The organism is Intestinimonas sp. UBA1698 (assembly GCF_002320075.1).
Taxonomy (GTDB): domain Bacteria; phylum Bacillota; class Clostridia; order Oscillospirales; family Oscillospiraceae; genus Intestinimonas; species Intestinimonas massiliensis.
The window spans coordinates 106,210-125,748 of sequence record NZ_DCJO01000030.1 but is presented as its reverse complement, the minus strand read 5'-3'; the positions used below and the strand labels follow the sequence as shown (position 1 = coordinate 125,748).

The following is a 19,539-nucleotide window of genomic DNA, read 5'->3' as shown; positions in this document are numbered from 1 at the left end:
AAAGGCGCTGGGCTCCATTGCAAGTCTGGCTAAGGACAAGAAAAGCGCCATTGTTGTCACTACCTTCGTCTCTACCATCTGCTGCTGGCTGAACTGGGGCTTTGGCCTGATCGCCGGCGCCCTGCTGGCCAAGGAAGTGGCCCGTCGGGTCCGCGACGTGGACTACGCCCTGCTGATTGCCTCTGCCTATTCCGGCTTCGTCATCTGGCACGCCGGCATCTCCGGTTCCATTCCCCTCCAGATATCCACAGGAAGCGAGATCCTGGGAGTCGTCTATCAGGTGCCCACCAGCCAGACCATCTTCCATCCCATGAACCTGCTCATGGTCGGCGTGATTCTGGTCCTGATGCCCTTCGTCAACTATGCTATGCACCCTGATGTACAGCACACCGTTACCGTGGACCCCGCCCGGCTGGTCGATGAGGAGGAGCGGACCTACACCATCAGCTCCCCCGCCGAAAAATTGGAGCACAGCAAAGTTCTCTGGATCATCACTCTGGTGTTGGGCTTCGCTTACATCATCTATTATTTTTTCACCAGCGGCTTCAACCTGGGTCTGAACATCGTCAATATGATTTTCATGTTCCTGGGCATTCTACTCCACGGCGACCTGCGTAAATATGTGGACGCCATCGGTGATGCCGCCTCCGGCGCCGCCGGCATCCTTCTTCAATTCCCCTTCTATGCCGGTATCATGGGCCTGATGGTGGCGCCCAACGCCGACGGCGTATCCCTGGCCTCTATCATTGCCGACTTCTTCGTCAGCGTCTCCAATGAAGTCACCTTCCCCATGCTGACGTTCTTGTCTGCCGGCCTCATCAACTTCTTCGTCCCCTCCGGCGGCGGTCAGTGGGCGGTACAGGCCCCCATCGTCATGCCCGCCTCCACCACGATGGGCATCGAGGCCGGACGAGCCGCCATGGCCATCGCCTGGGGCGACCAGTGGACCAATATGATCCAGCCCTTCTGGGCCCTGCCCGCGCTCGGCATCGCCGGACTCTCCGCCCGCAACATCATGGGCTACCTGGTCATCGTCACCATCTTCACCGGTATCGTCGCCTGCCTCGGCTTCCTGGGCTGGGCCATCTTCTTCTAAGCACTATCCAGCTTCCAACCTTTACATCTTTCCGATCAACACCCATTTCCCTTCCATTCATAGAGGAAACCCCAACACCCACACGCAAAAAGCCGCAGGCAGTCGCCTGCGGCTTTTTGCGTACCCAATCGTCGATTGGTAGCACCAGTAATTTGCTTTATTTTTGCATAAAAAGTGATGTTTTTTTCACCTGTCACATTGGAATGATCCCTCAGCAGATGAGGACTTTATGAAATAGTCCATTCATTTTTTAGTTTTTGACCAGTTTGTTGAACCCCTTGCGCCCCAACGGCTCCCGGTCTCACTGACGGAAACCCTGCCGATTTATGTTGACAAAAAAGGTTTTTGGTTTATAATGAGGTCTGGAATTGTGAACAAATTGTGTTGGGGTTTGTTCACGATGGAATATTGCAAGGAGGGAAATGCATGTTCAAAAAATTTACCAATGGCTGCGTGCGCGTAGTCAACCGGTGGCTGCCGGACCCGTTCCTGTTCGCCATCATCCTGAGCATCGTTGTGTATGTCGCCGCAATGCTCGGTACACAGCAGGGCCCTGTCGCCATGATCAAGGCGTGGGGCAACACCAGCGGTTTCTGGAATCTGCTGGCCTTCTCGATGCAGATGGCCTTGGTTCTGGTGCTGGGCTCCGCCATGGCCTCCGCCAAGGTCTTTAAGCGGTTCTTGGGCGCTATCGCCTCTACCGCCAAGAACAAGAAGAGCGCCATTCTCATCACCACCTTTGTGTCCGTCATCTGCTGCTGGCTGAACTGGGGCTTCGGCCTCATCGCCGGCGCCCTGCTGGCCAAGGAAGTCGCCCGCCGTGTCCGCGATGTGGACTACCGTCTGCTCATCGCCTCGGCCTATTCCGGCTTTGTCATCTGGCACGCCGGTCTGTCGGGCTCTATCCCGCTGACCATCTCGGGTGGCTACACCATCGGCGAGGCCACCTACCAGGCCGGCACCAATCTGACCATCTTCCATCCCATGAACCTGCTCATGTGCGCGGTTATCCTGATTGTGATGCCCTTCGTCAACTACGCTATGCATCCCGATACGGAGCACACCATTACTGTGGACCCCGCTCTGCTGGTGGACGAGGCTGAGAAGGAGTATTCCGTCAGCACCCCGGCTGAAAAGATGGAGCACAGCAAAATTCTGTGGATCATCACCATTGTGGCCGGCTTTGCTTACATCGTCTTCTATTTCATCGACGTGGTCCAGAAGAGCGGCCCTGCCGGGATTCCCAACAGCCTGAACCTGAACATCGTCAACTTTATCTTCCTGTTTGTGGGTGTGCTGCTCCACGGCGATCTGCGCAAGTACGTGGACGCCATCGGTGAGGCTGCCTCCGGCGCGGCCGGCATCCTTCTCCAGTTCCCCTTCTATGCTGGCATCATGGGCATGATGGTCGCCGCCAACGCCAACGGCGTATCCCTGGCCTCCATCATTTCCGACTTCTTCGTCAGCATCTCCAACAACGTCACCTTCCCCCTGTTCACCTTCCTGTCCGCCGGCATCGTGAACTTCTTTGTCCCCTCCGGCGGCGGTCAGTGGGCCGTGCAGGGCCCCATCGTGATGCCTGCTGCTAGTAAGATGGGCATCGAGGCTGGCCGTGCCTGCATGGCCATCGCCTGGGGCGATCAGTGGACCAATATGATTCAGCCCTTCTGGGCCCTGCCCGCTCTGGGCGTAGCCGGTCTGTCCGCCAAGGACATCATGGGCTATCTGGTCATCGTGCTGATCTTTACCGGCCTGGTGGCCTGCGGCGGCTTCCTCCTGTGGGCCGCGCTGTTCTAATCCAGGTAGTGCTGGACTCCTCCGGTTTTCCGGAGGAGTCCTTTTTTATCCCAACAGCTCAAACAGGCCCAGGGCAATCATCATTACCCCTGAAATTGGCTCGGCGTATCCCCCAATCACCGCCGACAGCCAGCTCTTTCCCAGGCGGTTCCCTGCATAGAGGAACAAAAAACTGCATGCAGAGGAGGCCAGCACAGTTAGCCACAGCCCCAGACCCGCGATGCTGGCTCCCATCCCCAGTCCCACATTATTGACCGTCAGCGCACAGCCCAGCGCGGCGGTCTCCCGCAGGCCCATATACTGGAGTTTTACCTCCGGCCCCGCCTCCCCTTCTCCCCGCCGCACAAAGAAGCAGACCAGGCAATACGCCCCCAGCAGAAGAATCATACCGCTTCCCAGCCGCCCTCCCCACTCCGCCGGGATGAGCCCCTTCAGCCCCGCTCCCAGCACCATGGACAAAAACGTTCCCAGCATGACAATCCCTGCGATCAACAGATTGGCGCGGAACTGGATATGTACGCGGCGCACTCCATAGGACAGCCCCACCACAAAGCTGTCCAGGTTTGCGGCAGCCGCAAACAGGAATACAGAAACAATGTACACAGTAACACCCTTTCAGGCCCGAAAACCCACCATAGATTCAATCCAGTATAGGATTCAGGTATCCGATTGGTGCATCTTAGAAAAAGCGTCAAAATCACTCTTGCAAAGTTCCGACACATGTGATATATTATTTAGGCAGTTTGATTTGCAGGTGTAGTTCAATGGTAGAATGTCAGCTTCCCAAGCTGAACACGCGGGTTCGATTCCCGTCACCTGCTCCAGCTCGTCGCAAGTGATAAAACACTTGCGACGAGTTTTTTATTCCATCGCCAAACCCGTCATGGGTTCCTTCTGCTGCCCCCTTCCCAACCGCGCCCACTGTACCGGGCTCCGGTTTGGGTCGGGCGCAAAAGCCAAATTGGCTATCTGCACAATCTTTTTATATGTTTTTTATGCATTCTGTATATCTTTTCTCTTGTATTTTTTCCAGTCATCCGCTATCATAAGGACAGAATCGAAGAAAAGGAGGTGTTGTACAGTATGAGCATTCTCAACCATGTACGGGCTCTGGATGTTGACGATCTGATTTTTGGCAGCGAGCAAAAGCAGACCATCAGTGACCGATAAAACGGATCCACCAAGGAAGCTACCACACCTTTGGGTGTGGCTTTTTTGTTTTCAGGGCCCCTTTTGCGGGCTTTAACATAAGGGTCATTACCAGGCCCCGAAGGAGCGCAGCCGAGGCCGACAGGCCCGGGACAGCAAAATGTCTGTCCCGGGCCTGTCGGCTTTTGTCTGACTTTATAAATTCTTAAGGCATTCTATATAGCATCTGTCCCGGGAATATGATACTCTAGGGACAGCAAGGGCCGAACCAGCTCCCGCCTGGCTCCGAGCCTTCCATCTGCTGTAATAGACGTGGGGGATACAATGAAATCGCATCGACGGCTTCTCTCTCTTTTGGCGGCCCTGCTGGTGATTGGCGGCGGGGTCCTCTTTCTCTGGCGAACCGGCTTCTTCGACGTACGTTCCCTCAACGGGATGCAGCGCTATATCGCCCGCTTTTCGCCATACTCGCAGCTGGTCTATTTTCTGGTGCAGTTGGCCTCGGTTATCCTTGCACCCATCCCCAGCAACCTCACCGCCGCAGCCGGCGCCCTGCTCTTCGGCATGTGGGAGGCCTTTTTCCTCACGGCCGCCGCCGTGCTCCTGGGTTCCATGCTTGCCTTTTGGCTGGCCAGAGCTCTGGGACAGCGGTTTGCCAGTCAGTTCGTCAGTCAGAAGGTCTCTGACCGCTATCTGGATGTTATCCGACGCAAAAGGGATATTTTTCTCATTTTGGTCTTTCTCTTTCCCTTCTTTCCCGACGACCTTATCTGTATTCTGGCCGGACTCACCGATATCGGCTGCATCCGCTTTTTCGTCATCGTCCTCCTTACCCGCCCCTGGGGTCTTTTGGTGGCCTGCGGTGTGGGAGGCTCGGTCATATCCATCCCCGTCTGGGGCATGGTGCTGATCGGCATCTGCGGCCTAACCCTGTTTCTCCTGGGACTGCGCTACGGTGACCAGATCGAGGAAAAGCTCCTCTCCCACTTTCGCAAGTAATCACAGGCAAAGGCGGCGCACCAAACCCTCCTGGTTTCATAGAATGGTATGGAAGCCAACCATCCTGACACCATCAATCTAGGAGGTATTACAATGCCTGATAAGGTCGTGCCCGGTCCCGTGCAGGATACCGCCTGTATCCGGGAGGCCGTGTGCATACACACGAAAAAAATCTTTGATAGTTGCCGTGACAAGGACTGCATTGAGGATCTTCGTTTCTATCCCACCCAGTGCTCCCAGTGCGCCATTGACCGCGCCATCAGCATCAAGGCCGGTACCGCAGAACTGCTGTATGTGTACATCGACGTGGAGCCCGTCGGCTTCAACCGCGGTTTCTATACCGTGGACGTCCGCTATTTCTACCGTGTCACCGCCGACGCCTTTGTAGGCGCCGCCCGGCCTGTGGAAATCTGCGGCCTGGCCGTCTTTGACAAGCGGGTCATCCTCTTCGGCAGTGAGGGCAACGCCAAAATTTTCAGCTCCGAGGCCGTCTTTGACGGGCTGGACGAGCAGAACATCCGCAAGAGCAATCTGCCCACCGCTGTGGTAGAGGCGGTCGATCCCATCGTCCTCAACATGAAGCTGGTGGACGTGTGCGAGTGCCGCCCCTGCGACTGCGAGCTGACCGAAATTCCCCCCTGCATCTGCGCCTGCTTCGGCAGTGACCTGTGCTTCGGCAACGACGGCAAGCGGGTCTACGTCACTCTGGGCCAGTTCTCCATCATCCGTCTGGAGCGGGAGACCCAGCTTCTCATGCCGGTCTATGACTACTGCATGCCCGACAAGGAGTGCACCTGCGGCAGCGGCGGCGAGGACGATCCCTGTGAGATCTTCCGCCATGTCAAGTTCCCGGTGGACGAATTCTTCCCGCCCAATCATCTCGCCTGCGGCGAAGCCTTCCGTGAGGTCAAGGGCTGCTGCTGAACCTTCCAAAAGCCCCGCCGGTCTGCTGCCAGACCGGCGGGGTTTTTCTGTCCTATTCCCAGGTGATCTCGTTCTCCCTGGGAATGATGTTCACATATGTACTGCCCTGGCCCAGCACCAGGGGCTGGCCGTCGGCCGTCGTATAGACAAGCGGGCTGTTCCGGTCAGCCTTGCTCCAGCAGATGGGGATCAGCCTTCCGCCGCAGGCGAACCAACCGTCTCCCCCGCCGGTCAGGTCCACGGTGATGTGACCCAGGCTATCCCCCGTGGCCTTGCAGGCCGTACGGAGGACCAGGACATTGGTGACGCCCACCTGCTCGCCGGTGTCGCCGTCCACGTACGCCTTCCCGTATTCCTCGACCAGATACCTCCCGCTGTCCACATCGTAGGTAAATACACCGGTCTTGTAGCTGGAAAACGGCACGGTCACTGTGCCCGCCGCCTCTCCTCCCGCGGGGGCCCCATCCTCGGCAAAATTCTGCGGATAGGAATAGCCCTCCTCATGGTCCCGGCGGATGGAGGCGGGGAGATAGGTCTGGATCGCCTCGCCCGTTGTGACCACGCTGTGCTCCAGGCCGTTGTTCTTCCGCCGGCCCGCATCCCGCCAGAACAGGTTGGACCCGGCGCTCTTCCCCTCATAGGGGCCCCGCACACAGTCCAGCGCATCCACGCCCCACGAGCGAATCTTGGCGTAGGCATCCTCGCTGCCGCCGGCATGGAGATAGATGGCGTCATGCCCCAGAGCCAGCTCCAGGTAGTAAGGCCGGGAGGAGCGAACCGAGCCGATGGTCCCTACCCCCTCTACGCTCTGATACACCCCCAGCATTCGGGTAATCCCACCCTCGGCCAGGCACTCATAAATGATATCCGCCTTGGATTGCCCCAGTTGCGGCAGGGCGGCCTTGAGGTTGTTGAGCATGATTGCCACCGGCCGCCGGTCCACCCACTCCTCCGAGATGGGCATCCCGGTCAGCGGATTCCAGGGCCCCTCGTATTCCGGCGTTTCGACCGGCTGGACCTGGGCTGGCTCGTCGGCGGGGGTCCATGTGGCATCGGGCGACGGCGCCGGGGTGCCCTCCGCCTGCGAGCCCGAGCAGGCCGTCAGGGCCAGCAGCAGCGCCAGACTGAGCGACAGCAGTTTCTTTCTCATGTCAGGTCCTCCATCGCGTAAACTTTCTCTCATCTTACCTCTGTCCGGGCATCTGTGTCAAGCGGTGGAATGTCCCCCGCCGGGCCCGCCGCTTGCTGTGCAAATTACCCCTTGTTCCACGCGCCTTCTTCCGGTATAATGATAAATTGTGCAGCAATCGCATCGAAGGGAGGATATACCATGCCTCGGTTTGGTTTCATCCACGACAAGCTGGATATCAAGTTCCTCATCCTCTATATCATGGCCCGGGTCGCCGCCCCCATCGACCTGCCCACCCTCACCGACCTGACCCTGTGCGACGAGGGCGTGGACTATTTCGACTTCGCCGAGGCCGTGGCCGAGCTGGTGGACACCGACCACCTCACCCGTGCAGATGACCGCTACGCCATCACCGAAAAGGGCAAGCGCAACGGCGGCATCTGTGAGAGCAGCCTGCCCTACTCGGTCCGGGTCAAGTGCGACAAGAATGTGGCCCGGCTCAACGGCCAGCTCCGGCGGGACGCCCAGGTCCGGGCCGAGCGCATTCTGCGGGACGACGGCACCTATACCCTGCGCCTGGCCCTGGATGACGAGCACGGCAACCTGCTCACCCTGGAGCTGCTGGCCGCCACCGAGCAGCAGGCCAACCGGTTGGCTGACCAGTTCAAGACCCACCCGGAGCAGGTCTACAACGGCGTGCTGGACGTGCTGCTCACCGACTTCGACGAAAAGGAGTGATCCCCCGTGACGGAACCGCTGCTGCTGGGCTACCCCATCACCCAACTGTTCCTCTATTTCATCTTTTACTCCTTCTGCGGCTGGATTTGGGAGACCTGCTACTGCTCCTTCTGTGAGCGGCACTATGTGCCCCGCGGGTTTCTCTACGGCCCGGTCTGCCCCATCTACGGCGTTGGCTTTCTCCTGATGATCCTTTTTTTTGCCCCCTTCAAGGACAACCTGGTAGTATTCTACTTTGTGGCTGTCTTTGTCATGACCGCCTGGGAATACTTTGTAGGCTGGTTCCTGGAGACCACCACACACATCAAATACTGGGACTACAGCCACATCCGGTTCAACATCAAGGGCCGGGTCTGCCTGCCGGTCAGCCTCTTCTGGGGCATTATGTCCTACATCGCCGTCTTTCTCATTCACCCACCGGTGGCGCGGCTGATGCACGCCATCCCCGACTGGGTGCGTTACCTTCTGTGCGGCTCCACCCTCACCCTGCTGCTGGTGGATACCGTCACCACCATCCGCAAGCTGGCCCTGGTGACCAAGGCCATGGACCGTCTCCAGTCCGCCGGCGACGAGCTGCGGCTCCAGTTGGCCTTGGCCAGAGCCGACCTGGGCGACGACATCGCGGAGGCCGGCGAAGCCCTGCGCCGGAAGCTCAACGCGGCCCGGGAGAGCCTGCCCGCGCCCGTGACTGAGCGGCTGGACAGCCTGATGGATAACTACGACGAACTGCTGGCCAAGGCCGAGCGGCACAGCCGCCGGTTCCGGAACCGCTACGCCCACATGACCTCCCGCCGGTACACCCTGGACGATGTGCGCGCCGCCGGCGCCCAGTTGAAGGAGCGTATCCGGTCGGCCAAGGCCCAGCGCAAATCAGAGCGGCAGGCCGCAAAAAGGCATTAACCCCGCTGATTCAAAAGAGCGGACCGTGCATGGCACGGTCCGCTCTTTTTCCTACATCAGCGGGGCAAACATCCGCAGCACCGAGCGGAACAGCGTCCGCCACCAGGGCAGGGCCCGGCACTGCTCCAGCGTCACCGGCTGGCACTGCTCCAGCGTCTCCAGAAAATCCGCCTTGATATCCAGCACACTGGGGTCGCTGCACAGCCAGACGCCGTTTTCAAAGTGGAGGAACAGGCTGCGGTAGTCCAAATTGATGGAGCCCACCGTACCATATTCGTCATCCACCGCGAAGTTCTTAGCGTGGACAAAGCCAGGGGTATATTCATAGATTTTCACCCCGGCCTCCAACAGGGGCTCGTAGTGGGACCGGGTAAGCTCAAAGACCGCTCTCTTGTCCGGAATGTGGGGGGTCATGATACGCACATCCACACCGGACTTGGCGGCGATGCACAGGGCGTTGTTCATGCTGTTGTCCACGATCAGATAGGGCGTGGTGATATAGACATACTTGCGGGCCTTGTTGATCAGGTTGAGATAGACGCTTTGGCCCACCGCCTCCCCATCCAGGGGGTTGTCAGTATAGGGCTGCACAAAGCCCTGGGTGCCCTCCGGCTTCTCGCCGGGAGCCCAGACCGGCCGGAACTGGTCATAGTCCTCCGTCAGGGTCTCCCGCACGTCGTACCAGAGGGTCAGAAACATGACCGCCATGCTCCAGGCCGCATCCCCCCGGACCATAATGGCGCTGTCCTTCCAGTGGCCGTATTTCACCTTGGCGTTGATATACTCGTCGGCCAGATTGATGCCGCCGGTGAAGCCCACCTTGCCGTCTATGACCATGATCTTCCGGTGGTCCCGGTTGTTCAGCCGGATGGTCAGGATAGGCACAAAGGGGTTGAACACACAGCACTTGATGCCCGTCTTGGCCTCCAGGTCCCTGGCGTAGTCCCGGGGCAGAGTGAACATGGAGCCGATATCGTCATAGAGCAAGCGCACGTCCACCCCCTGGGCCGCCTTCTCCTTGAGGATATCCAGAATGGCGTTCCACATCTCGCCCTCCTCGACGATGAAATACTCCACAAAAATGTAGCGCTCCGCCTTTTTCAGCTCCTCGATCATGCGCGCAAAGCAGAATTCGCCCAGCGAAAAATACTCCGTCACCGTATTGCCGTAGACGGGGCAGTGGGCCATATGCTCCAGATAACGGGCCTGGTGGACGGCGTCCTCCCCAATGGGCAGCAGCTCATCGGCCTGGAAATCCGGTCGGAGAACCTCCTCCATCTTCCGCTCCAGCCCCTGCATCCGCCGCCGGGTGCGGCTGCTCAGGCGGTTTCCTCCAAACATGATGTAGAACAGTCCGCCGAAGATGGGGACGATCAGGATGGGCACGATCCAGGCGATCTTATAGGCCGGGTCGCTCCGGTTCCCCAGAATCCACAGCACAGCCAGGATGCTGACCGCCACGCACAGCCAGTAAAAGTAAACGAAGTAGCTGTTGAAGCGCAGGATCATCACCAGCAGCACCGCGATCTGGATCAGGATAAACACCGCCACCAGAACCACCCGGTGAAACAGCAGAGATACCAGCTTTTTCATGTCCTTCCCTCCCCTCCTCTGTCCGGCGGACGGCACACCAGAGCTTTCATTTCAGCACCACATTCTCTTCCCCCAGCAGCTCCCGCAGTTCCCGAACCAGGGCCGGATGGACCACGCAGGGCAGGGTCATCCACTGGCCGGTGTCCACCAGCTTGATCTTCAGGGGCTCCTCTCCCGGAAACATCACCAGCAAAAGCTGGATGTGCCGGAACAGGGGGTCCGCCTGGCTGGCCAGTCGAATGTAAAGCCGTTTTCCCTTCGGCTTTTCCGGCACGGCCCCGGCGTCATCCCCCAGGGGCCGCACAGAGTCGACCAGCATCTGGGGTTCCTTCTCGTCCCGCACAGAGATACGCCCAGAGGCCGCTACCGCCATGCCCTCCTTGAGATAGCTGCCGCACTCTCCCAGCACGCGGGCAAAGACCAGTAGCTCCATGGAGCCGGTGTCGTCCTCCAGCGTAACATAGGCCATAAGGGTGTTGTTCTTCGTGGTCTTGGTCTTGGAGGCGGACACCACCCCCGCAAGGGTGAGGCGCTGCTCGTCACGGTAGGTCTCCGGCCCATCCTCCCGGGCAAAGTCCGCCATGACCGCCCCGATCGGGACGGCTCGGGCCCGCTTGACCGCCTCCCGGTACTCGTCCATGGGGTGGCCGCTGAGATAGAGGCCGGTGGTCTCCTTCTCCATGGTCATCCGCTCGTGCCGGGTAAACTCCGGGATATTGGGCAGTACCAGCTCCGGCAGGGCGCTCTCCTCCGCCCCCCCTCCCCCGAACAGGTCGAACTGGCCCTCCAGGTTCTTGCGGCGCTGCTGGGCGATGCTGTCGATGACCGGACCGTAGACCTGCAGAAGCTGGGAGCGCCGATAGCCCATGCTGTCGAAAGCGCCGCATTTGATGAGGCTCTCCACCACCCGCCGGTTCATATCGTTGTTGATCAGGCGCTGGCAAAAATCCGGGAAGGAGGTAAAGGGCCCTCCCTTTTCCCGCTCCTCCAGCAGGCCGTTGATAAAGCCGCGGCCCACCCCCTTCACCGCCACCAGACCGAAACGGATGTACTCCCCCGCCACGGTGAAGTCGGCGCCGGATTCGTTGATATCCGGCGGCATGAGCTGGATGCCGTTGTCCCGGCACTCGGTGATGTACTCCGCCACCTTGGCCTGGGAATCCAGCACCGAGGTCAGCAGAGCCGCCATATACTCCCGGGTGTAGTGGACCTTGAACCAGGCGGTCTGGTAGGCGACAATGGCATAGCAGACCGCGTGTGCCTTGTTGAAGGCGTAGTTGGCGAAGTCGTTGATCTCGTCGTAGATGTCCTTGGCAGTTTGCTCCGGAACGCCGTTGGCGATACATCCGGAAATGTTTCGTTCGGCGTCGCCGTAAATGAAAGCCCCCCGCTCCTTCTCGATCTGGGCCCGCTTCTTCTTGGACATGGCACGGCGGACCATGTCGGCCTGCCCCAGGGAAAAGCCCGCCAGCTTCCGGAAAATCTCGATGACCTGCTCCTGATAGACGATGCACCCATACGTCACGGAGAGGATTGGCTCCAGCAGAGGGTGCTTGTAGCGGACCAGGCTGGGGTCGTGCTTGCAGGCGATGAACCGGGGGATGGAGTCCATGGGACCAGGGCGGTACAGGGCGATGATGGCCGTGATGTCCTCGATGTTCTGGGGCTTCAGTCCCACGCACACCCCCGTCATACCCGGTGACTCCATCTGGAATACGCCGGAGGTCCGCCCCTCCGACAGCATCTGAAAGACCGCCGGGTCATTGTCCGGGATGGCCTCCATGCGGAAGTCCGGCTCCTTTTCCCGTACCATGCGGACGGTGTCGTCCAGGACAGTCAGGTTGCGCAGGCCCAGGAAGTCCATTTTCAGGAGGCCCAGCTCCTCCAGGGTGGTCATGGTGTACTGGGTGACCACCGACTCGTCGTTCTTGGCCAGGGGCACGTAGTCCGCCACCGGCAGGCGGGTGATGACCACGCCGGCGGCATGGGTCGAGGCGTGACGCGGCATCCCCTCGATGCTCCGGGCGGTGTCGATGAGGGTCTTGACCCGGGTGTCCCCCTCATACAGCTCCCGCAGGGGCTTGGACAGCTTGAGGGCCTCGTCCAGGGTGATGTGGAGGTTGTTGGGTCCGCTGGGCACCTGCTTGGCAATGTTATCCACCTCAGCGTAGGGGAAGTTCAGGGCCCGGCCCACGTCCCGGATGGCTCCCCGGGCCGCCATGGTGCCGAAGGTGACGATCTGGGCCACGTGGTCAGAGCCGTACTTCCGGCAGACGTAGTCGATGACCTCCTGCCGCCGCCGGATGCAGAAGTCGATGTCGATATCGGGCATGGTGACCCGCTCCGGGTTCAGGAACCGCTCGAAATAGAGACCGTACTTGGTGGGGTCCACGTCGGTGATGTTCAGGCAGTAGGACACGATGGAGCCCGCCGCCGAGCCGCGGCCCGGCCCCACCGGAATGCCCTTGCGCTTGGCGTAGCCGATAAAGTCCGAAACGATGAGGAAGTAATCCACAAACCCCATCTTCCGGATCATGTCCATCTCATACTGTAGCTGCCGGCGGTAGTCCTCCGGCTCCTCGGGATAGCGCCGGCGGAAACCGTCCAGACACAGTTTTTCAAAGTAGGCGTCCCCGTCGGTGTACCCCTCCGGGAGCTTGAACTCCGGCAGGTGGTATTTTCCGAATTCGAACTCCACCTGGCAAGCGTCGGCGATCCGTGCGGTGTTTTCGACCGCCTCGGGCCAGTCGGAAAACAGAGCGCGCATCTCCTCCTCCGATTTGACGTAAAGCTCCTGGGTCTCCATCCGCATCCGTCCGGGGTCGTCCACCGTCTTGCCCATCTGGATGCACATGAGCACGTCCTGCATCTCGGCGTCGTCCCGGGTCAGGTAGTGGGCGTCGTTGGTGGCCACCAGCGGGATGCCGGTCTCCTCGTGGAGCCGCACCAGCCCCTGGATCAGCTCCCGGTCCCTAGGCAGGGCGTGGTCCTGGAGCTCCAGATAGTAGTTGTCCGGCCCGAAGAGCTCCCGCATCTCCAGCGCTGCCTGCCGGGCCGCGTCGTAGTTGCCCCCCAGGAGCAGCCGGGGCACCTCCCCGGACAGGCAGGCCGACAGGGCGATGAGGCCGCCGCTGTGGGCCCTCAGCAGCTCCTTGTCGATGCGGGGCCGGACGTAAAAGCCCTCGGTATAGGACTGGGACACCATGTGACTCAGATTGCGGTAGCCCTCCTCGTTACGGCAGAGCAGGATGAGGTGGTAGGGGTGCTTGTCCCGGTCGTGCTCCTTGTCGAAGCGGGTGCGGGGGGCCACATAGACCTCGCAGCCGATGATGGGCTTCACGCCGGCCGCCTTGGCCGCCTTGTAAAAGTCCACCACGCCGTACATGGTCCCGTGGTCGGTGATCGCCACCGCCTCCTGACCCAGCGCCTTGACCCGCTCCATGAGCCTGGGGATGCGGCAGGCGCCGTCCAGCAGGGAATATTCCGTATGTACGTGGAGATGGACAAAGGACATGGTAGGGCCTCCTCATGGCGCGATCAAATCACATGAAATTCAAAACTTGTTGGGCCCTGCCTCACAGGGGGAGCCCCAGTTCCTCCCGCAGGAGCAAAAGCAGTTTCTTTTGGTAAACCAGATCCTGCCCTCCGCCCCACACGCCCATACCAAGAATCAGGAGGGACAGCAGGGCCGAACCCGGAAAGGGGTCCGCCCACCAGAACAGCAGGGCGAACACCAGATACGGCAGGTAGTAGAGGATACCGGAAGACTTTAACACCTTTTCCGCCCCGCAGACACGGACCCGCAGAGTTTCGTTGTGCTGAGGCGTGAGATAGAGGTCGTAGAGGCTCCCTCTCCTCCCATTGGTACACGCGACGCGGACAGCTCCTCATAATACGGAATCCCCCGCGGCAGCGCCGTGGTATTCCGGGGACTCACATGCCGCCGGACGCGGTCCAAAAACTCCTCCCGGGAACAAGACAGCTCAAATTCACGTTCCATTCCGCATCCCCTTCCCGAGGGCCCGGCCCGCTCCTTCAATGCCGGTGCGGACTGTGGCCGTCATCCAAGCTCTGGAACCTGTCCATCTCTCCGCCCGCGTCAATCAAGCAGGTTTTCCTTGATAAATGCCGCCAGCTCGGGCAAATGCCGCCGAGCCCTATGTGTCGTCCAGACAAACAGCCCCGGCACACACACATAGCGCAAGCCGTGTAAAAGCACATAGGGCCAGCCGTCTAACGCGAGGCTCAGGGCCAGATGGACCGCGAAGAACATACAGACACCGATATCGGCCGCATACAGGGTCTTGGGCACGTCCATGGTCACGGACAGGGCCGTGCCCCCAGTCTCCAGGGGGGCCATGCAGATATCGGCGTAGACATAGCCCCGCATGGCGGCGGTTTTCGCCAGACGGATTTCTCCGCCCCCGCCCGCCCGGCTGAAGAAGGTGTTCCGGGCCGTCCACAGATCGGCCCGGGACCAGGGCCGGGTTTTGGCCCGGAGGCGCGCCCGGATGTCCGCCTCCGGCAAAGCGCTGTTAAACTCCCGTTCCACCGGCCGTATCCCCCTCGCGCCCCTGCGCCACCTCATTCAGCATTTGCAGCAGCCCCTCGGACCCATGGCATTGGTCGGCCCGCACCTCGCCCCGGACGATCTGATACATGCACAGCAGAGCGCCCAGAAAGGCCAGGGGCACCTCCATCCACCAGCCTATGCCGAGGCACAGCAAAAGTACGCCCCAGAGGAGCAGTCGGGCCGCCCAGGACAGGGTAAACCGCCCCTGAATGACTGTTCCCCCGTCGGGTACCGGTATCAGCACCCCTTGAAACGGGTTGCCGAAGGAGACTTCCCGCCGCATACCAACTCCAGCGAACAGGGAGGCCCCGGTGAAAAGTTTCCCGCCCCTTATTCCCGTATAGGTATCGGATCCAACACAGCTTCCGCTGCTTTTTATTTGTTCAGAGTAGCGCAGCGTGAACTTCTCTTCCCGCCAATCCAGTTTGATCTGGCCCTTCCAGGACTCGGACTGGCTCTCTGCGGCCCGCCAAGAGGCCAGACCGGCATTTTCCTCCTCCACCCGCCTGGTGAGTTTCCGCCGAACCGCATCCAGCACATCGGGACTGTAAAACTCATATTGACCAACCATGCCTCTCACCCCCTCGCCAGTTCCATCAGCTTGCGCAACCGGTGGTTCAGGCAGGATTTTGTCACCGGCAGGTGTCTCTCCACAGAATGCTCCGCATTCTGTGGGGGCCCCTTTTCTTTCACTTCCTCGGGCGGAATCAATCCGCCCTGCGGAAACGCCTTCGGCATTTGACGCGCCAAAAGGCGCGGCTCGCTGCCGCTCGCTCTGCGCCCCGCCGCCGTATTCTACTCTTTCGCCAGCTCCATCAGCTTGCGCAGACGGTGGTTGAGGCAGGACTTGGTCACCGGCGGGTCACAGAGGGCGGCGAGCTGAGCCAGGGTGAGCTCCGGGTTCTCCGCCCGCAGCCGGGCAGTCTCCCGCAGCTTGTCCGGCAGGGCGTCCAGCCCATGGATGGCGCTGTACCGCTGGATGGCCTCCACCTGGAGCAGGGCGGCGTCCACCGCCTTGTCCAGATTGGCCGAGTCGCAGTTCACCCGGCGGTTCACGCTCCCCCGCAGATGCTTCTCCAGCTTGGCGTTCATGACCTCCATGGCGGCCAGCGGGGCCCCGACGGCCGTCAAAAAGTCCGCGATGGTCTCGCTGGGCTTGAAATAGGTGACATAGTTGGACTTCCGGGTGGTCTGCTTGGGCTCGAAGCCGGCCTCGGGCAGCAGGGCCGCCAGCTCCCGGCTCACGCTGTAATGGGAGGTCACCAGCTCCAGGTGGTAACTCTTGGTCGGGTCGTTCACCGACCCCCCCGCCAAAAAAGCCCCCCGCAGAAAGGCCGCGCGGTCGTGGTCCTCCTCCAGCACGGCAAAGTTGATGTGGTTGGCCAGACTCACTGCCGGGTCGGAGCCGTAGGCCTCCCGGATGGCCGCCAGCTTCCCCGGGTCCGTAATGAGAAAGATCCGCTTCCCGGTCTCGGCCGGTTCGGGGCTCCGGTCGAAGTCCACCCTGAACGCCTTACGGAAGAGGGCGGGCAGACGCTTGGCAAAGACCGGAGCGCTGGTGACGATTTTGATCTCAGCGGCGGTAAAGCTGTGGCAGAACAAGAGGATTCCGTAGGCCTCCGCCCGGGCGCAGCACCGGCGGGACAGCGGGGTCCGGCACAGCTCCTCTTTGACTTGCGCAGAAAAGGACATACCGTCCCTCCTTTCACTCCTCCAGGATATAGGCGCCCCGTTCCCACTCCCGGTCCGGGGCCACCCGGACGGCCCGCTCCCCGAAGAGCTCCATAACGGCGGCGGACAGCCGGGCGATGGAATGCCGGGCATAGTCCGAGGTCTCGGAGGCCAGCGGGCGCTCCACCACCTCCACCCCCATGGCCTCGATCCTGTCCCGGTCCACCCGGATGGGCACGGCATCCTCCTCCCGGTAGCGCTCCAGCAATCCGGGGCGCACCGGAGCGGAGTTGCAAAGGCATACGTCCACCAGACCTGTCCCTCCGTGGGCCAGCAACGCCGCCACATGGTCGGAGGCCGTCATGTCCTCGGTCTCCCCGTCCTGAGTCATAATGTTGCAGATATACACCTTCAGAGCGTCCGAGCGCCGGATGGCTTCCGACACGCCGTCCACCAGCAGGTTGGGGATCACGCTGGTGTAGAGGCTGCCGGGCCCCAGTAGGATGAGGTCGGCCTCGTCGATGGCCTGAAGGGTGGCGGGCAGGGCCGGGGGATGCTCCGGCAGGAGCCGGACATGCCCGATGCGGCAGTCCTGCTCCTTCTTGAACTGGAAGATGCGGGACTCCCCCACCACGTGGCTGCCGTTTTCAAAGGTGGCCTCCAATTGGATGTTCTCGTTGGTCACCGGAAGCACCCGGCCGGTGATGGCCAGCACCTCGCTCATCCGGGCCACCGCCTGATCGAAGGAGGGGGAGATACCGTTCAGCGCGGCCAGGATCAGGTTGCCAAAGGACTGGCCGCCCAAGGCGCCGGAGTCCTTGGGAAAGCGGTAGGACAGCAGCTCTCCCATGACGGGCTCCACGTTGGCCAGGGCCTCCATGCAGTGGCGGATGTCCCCCGGCGGGGGCATCCCCAGGTCCTGGCGCAGCACGCCGGAGCCGCCGCCGTCGTCGGCCACGGTGACCACGGCGGTCAGATTGCGGGTATAGTTCTTCAATCCCCGGAGCATGGTGGACAATCCGGTACCGCCGCCGATGGCGGTGATCTTCGGGCCCAGCTCCCAGCGCCGGTCGTTCCGGCCGTAGAGTTCGGTCATATGGCTCCTCCTTGGGTCATTCCCTGGTCATGTCCCGATGGTTCTCTGCGGCGCTGTAGCCCTTCTGCCGGATAAATTCCGCCAGAGCCCTGGTGATAGCCACCGAGCGGTGGTGGCCGCCGGTACAGCCCACCCCGATGACGAGGGCTGTCTTGCCCTCCTCCACATACAGGGGCAGCAGAAAGCCGATCAGACCCTCCAGGTGCTTCATGAAGTCCCGGGTCTGTTGGTAGCCGAAGATAAAATCCCACACCCCCTGGTCCAGCCCGGTCTGGTGCCGCAGCTCGGCAATATAGTAGGGGTTGGGCAAAAACCGCACGTCAAAGACCAGGTCGGCCTCGATGGGGATGCCGTACTTGAATCCAAAGGAGATGACGGAGACGCTCATGGCCGAGGCGGTATCGCCGCTGCCAAACAGCCGGAGCATCTCCCCCCGCAGCTTGGCGGTGGGCAGGGCCGAGGTATCCACAATGTACTCCGCCCGCTGCCGGACCGGCTCCAGGGCGCTCCGCTCCAGTTGGACGGCCTCCTCCAGGGAGCGGCCGGTCTTGGACAGCGGATGGTTACGCCGGGTCTCCTTATAGCGCTTGATGATGGCCTCCACCGACGCCTCCACGAAGAGGATCTTGTAGTCGCAGCCCATGTCGTGGAGCTTGTCCAAGGCGTCGAACAGGCCGTCGAAGGTCTGCCCGCCCCGGATATCGGTGACCAGCACCACCTTGTCGTACCGGCCCGGCGAGGCCATGCACAGCTCCGCAAACTTGGGGATCAGCGCGGCGGGCATGTTGTCCACCACGTAGTAGCCCATATCCTCCAGAAAGGAGGCGGCTTTACTTTTTCCGGCTCCGGACAGGCCGGAGATCAGGATAAATTTCATAGCAGGGGTCCTCTTTTCTCTCAGATACCCAGAGTCTTGACTTCCAGCTCCAGAGCCACGCCGGTCTCCCGGAGAACGGTCTCTCGTACCAGGTCCACCAGGGCCAGCACATCGGAGCAGGTGGCCCCGCCCGCGTTCACCAGGAATCCGGCGTGCTTTTTGGATACCTGGGCCCCGCCGATGGTGGTCCCCTTGAGCTTACACTCGTCAATGAGGGCGGCGGCAAAATAGCCCTCCGGCCGCTTGAAGGTACTGCCCGCGCTGGGCAGGTTCAGGGGCTGCTTGTGGCGGCGCCGGTTGCCGAAATCGTCCATCAGCATCTGGATGCTGACCGGGTCGCCCGGCGTGAGCTCCATCCGGGCGCCCAGAATGAAGCGCCTCCCGTCGGAAAAGGCACTGTGCCGGTAGGAGAACGCCAGCTCGTCCCCGGACAGCGTGCGGCGGGTGCCATCGGCCTCCAGGCAGTCCACCTCCCGCACCACCGCGCCCATTTCCCCGTTGTACGCCCCCGCGTTCATCGTGACGGCGCCCCCCACCGAGCCTGGAATCCCATGGGCAAACTCCAGCCCGGTAAGGCTGTGATCCCGCGCCAAGCCGGACAGGGTGGACAGCAGCACCCCCGCGCCTGCGTACAGGGAATTTCCTTCAAAGCGCAGTTCGCCCAGTCCATCCACCGCCTTGACCACGAAGCCTGTCACCCCGGCGTCGGCCACCAGCAGATTGCTGCCGTTGCCCACGAAAATCGGTTCCACACCCAGGCCGGCGGCAGCCTGGAGCGCGGCCTGTGCCTCCGCGCCGCTTTTGGGCAGCGCCATCAGCCGGGCAGGTCCGCCGATGCGGAAGGTGGTGTGGCGGGCCATCGGCTCGTTTTCCCGGAGCTCCAGGGGCGGGCAGGCTTTTTGCAGGTCCTCCGTCAGCTTGGCGTAGATATCCATAATGACCTCCATACGACAGGACACAGCGGTCCATATTATTAAGTCATTATACCAGAATCCGC

At 61.1% G+C, this 19,539-nt stretch carries 17 protein-coding genes and 1 tRNA gene; 7 read left to right on the top strand and 11 right to left on the bottom strand.

The genetic code is table 11. The features are described 5' to 3' along the window. The first annotated feature begins 7 nt into the window (after positions 1–7). Positions 8–1,096, top strand: a complete 1,089-nt coding sequence (locus B3H64_RS06360; protein WP_422652814.1) for a short-chain fatty acid transporter — start codon at positions 8–10, stop codon at positions 1,094–1,096. Between the two features lie 426 nt (positions 1,097–1,522). Beyond that, positions 1,523–2,893: a short-chain fatty acid transporter gene (locus B3H64_RS06355; protein ID WP_050618142.1), complete on the top strand. Its 1,371-nt coding sequence runs from the start codon at positions 1,523–1,525 to the stop codon at positions 2,891–2,893. Positions 2,894–2,938: 45 nt separating this feature from the next. Here the strand turns inward: B3H64_RS06355 and B3H64_RS06350 are convergent, their stop codons facing one another. After that, positions 2,939–3,496, bottom strand: coding sequence for a manganese efflux pump MntP family protein (locus B3H64_RS06350; RefSeq protein WP_050618141.1), 558 nt, complete (start codon positions 3,494–3,496; stop codon positions 2,939–2,941). A 147-nt stretch (positions 3,497–3,643) separates the two neighbouring features. On the opposite strand from B3H64_RS06350, the gene B3H64_RS06345 reads away from it, so the two are divergent. From B3H64_RS06345 to B3H64_RS06335, 3 genes are all read left to right on the top strand, one after another. Beyond that, a tRNA-Gly gene (locus B3H64_RS06345) sits at positions 3,644–3,717 on the top strand. Between the two features lie 649 nt (positions 3,718–4,366). After that, positions 4,367–5,041, top strand: a complete 675-nt coding sequence (locus B3H64_RS06340) for a TVP38/TMEM64 family protein (RefSeq protein WP_286733857.1) — start codon at positions 4,367–4,369, stop codon at positions 5,039–5,041. A 93-nt stretch (positions 5,042–5,134) separates the two neighbouring features. Further along, entirely contained in the window at positions 5,135–5,965 is an 831-nt protein-coding gene (locus B3H64_RS06335; protein ID WP_050618139.1) for a hypothetical protein, read from the top strand. 52 nt (positions 5,966–6,017) lie between these two features. Here B3H64_RS06335 and B3H64_RS06330 read toward each other — a convergent pair whose 3' ends face one another. Then, entirely contained in the window at positions 6,018–7,115 is a 1,098-nt protein-coding gene (locus B3H64_RS06330; RefSeq protein ID WP_286733854.1) for a DUF3048 domain-containing protein, read from the bottom strand. Positions 7,116–7,295: 180 nt separating this feature from the next. Between B3H64_RS06330 and B3H64_RS06325 the strand changes: the two genes are divergently transcribed. After that, positions 7,296–7,832 carry a DUF4364 family protein gene (locus tag B3H64_RS06325; protein ID WP_050618137.1) on the top strand — a complete coding sequence of 179 codons (537 nt, stop codon included), beginning with the start codon at positions 7,296–7,298 and terminating at the stop codon, positions 7,830–7,832. A 6-nt stretch (positions 7,833–7,838) separates the two neighbouring features. Next, a complete protein-coding gene (locus tag B3H64_RS06320; RefSeq protein WP_238074832.1) occupies positions 7,839–8,732 on the top strand; it encodes a putative ABC transporter permease in 894 nt (297 codons plus the stop codon). Between the two features lie 51 nt (positions 8,733–8,783). Here B3H64_RS06320 and cls read toward each other — a convergent pair whose 3' ends face one another. From cls to murB, 9 genes are all read right to left on the bottom strand, one after another. Beyond that, on the bottom strand, positions 8,784–10,325 hold the full coding sequence (gene cls, locus B3H64_RS06315) for a cardiolipin synthase (protein ID WP_286733847.1): 1,542 nt from the start codon (positions 10,323–10,325) through the stop codon (positions 8,784–8,786). 46 nt (positions 10,326–10,371) lie between these two features. After that, positions 10,372–13,839: a DNA polymerase III subunit alpha gene (locus B3H64_RS06310; protein WP_286733845.1), complete on the bottom strand. Its 3,468-nt coding sequence runs from the start codon at positions 13,837–13,839 to the stop codon at positions 10,372–10,374. Positions 13,840–13,900: 61 nt separating this feature from the next. Next, on the bottom strand, positions 13,901–14,101 hold the full coding sequence (locus tag B3H64_RS06305; protein ID WP_050618133.1) for a hypothetical protein: 201 nt from the start codon (positions 14,099–14,101) through the stop codon (positions 13,901–13,903). Between the two features lie 323 nt (positions 14,102–14,424). Continuing rightward, entirely contained in the window at positions 14,425–14,877 is a 453-nt protein-coding gene (locus tag B3H64_RS06300) for a hypothetical protein (RefSeq protein ID WP_050618132.1), read from the bottom strand. Further along, a complete protein-coding gene (locus B3H64_RS06295; protein ID WP_050618131.1) occupies positions 14,861–15,469 on the bottom strand; it encodes a hypothetical protein in 609 nt (202 codons plus the stop codon). Before B3H64_RS06295 ends, B3H64_RS06300 begins: the two co-directional genes overlap by 17 nt. Before the next feature lie 224 nt (positions 15,470–15,693). After that, positions 15,694–16,590, bottom strand: a complete 897-nt coding sequence (gene whiA / locus B3H64_RS06290; RefSeq protein WP_286733839.1) for a DNA-binding protein WhiA — start codon at positions 16,588–16,590, stop codon at positions 15,694–15,696. 13 nt (positions 16,591–16,603) lie between these two features. Continuing rightward, the gene (locus B3H64_RS06285) at positions 16,604–17,665 is read right to left on the bottom strand and encodes a gluconeogenesis factor YvcK family protein (RefSeq protein WP_050618129.1); all 1,062 of its coding nucleotides are present in this window, start codon (positions 17,663–17,665) and stop codon (positions 16,604–16,606) included. Positions 17,666–17,681: 16 nt separating this feature from the next. Further along, positions 17,682–18,542, bottom strand: a complete 861-nt coding sequence (gene rapZ / locus B3H64_RS06280; RefSeq protein WP_050618128.1) for an RNase adapter RapZ — start codon at positions 18,540–18,542, stop codon at positions 17,682–17,684. Positions 18,543–18,562: 20 nt separating this feature from the next. After that, a complete protein-coding gene (gene murB / locus B3H64_RS06275) occupies positions 18,563–19,477 on the bottom strand; it encodes a UDP-N-acetylmuramate dehydrogenase (RefSeq protein WP_286733834.1) in 915 nt (304 codons plus the stop codon). Positions 19,478–19,539: the final 62 nt, after the last annotated feature.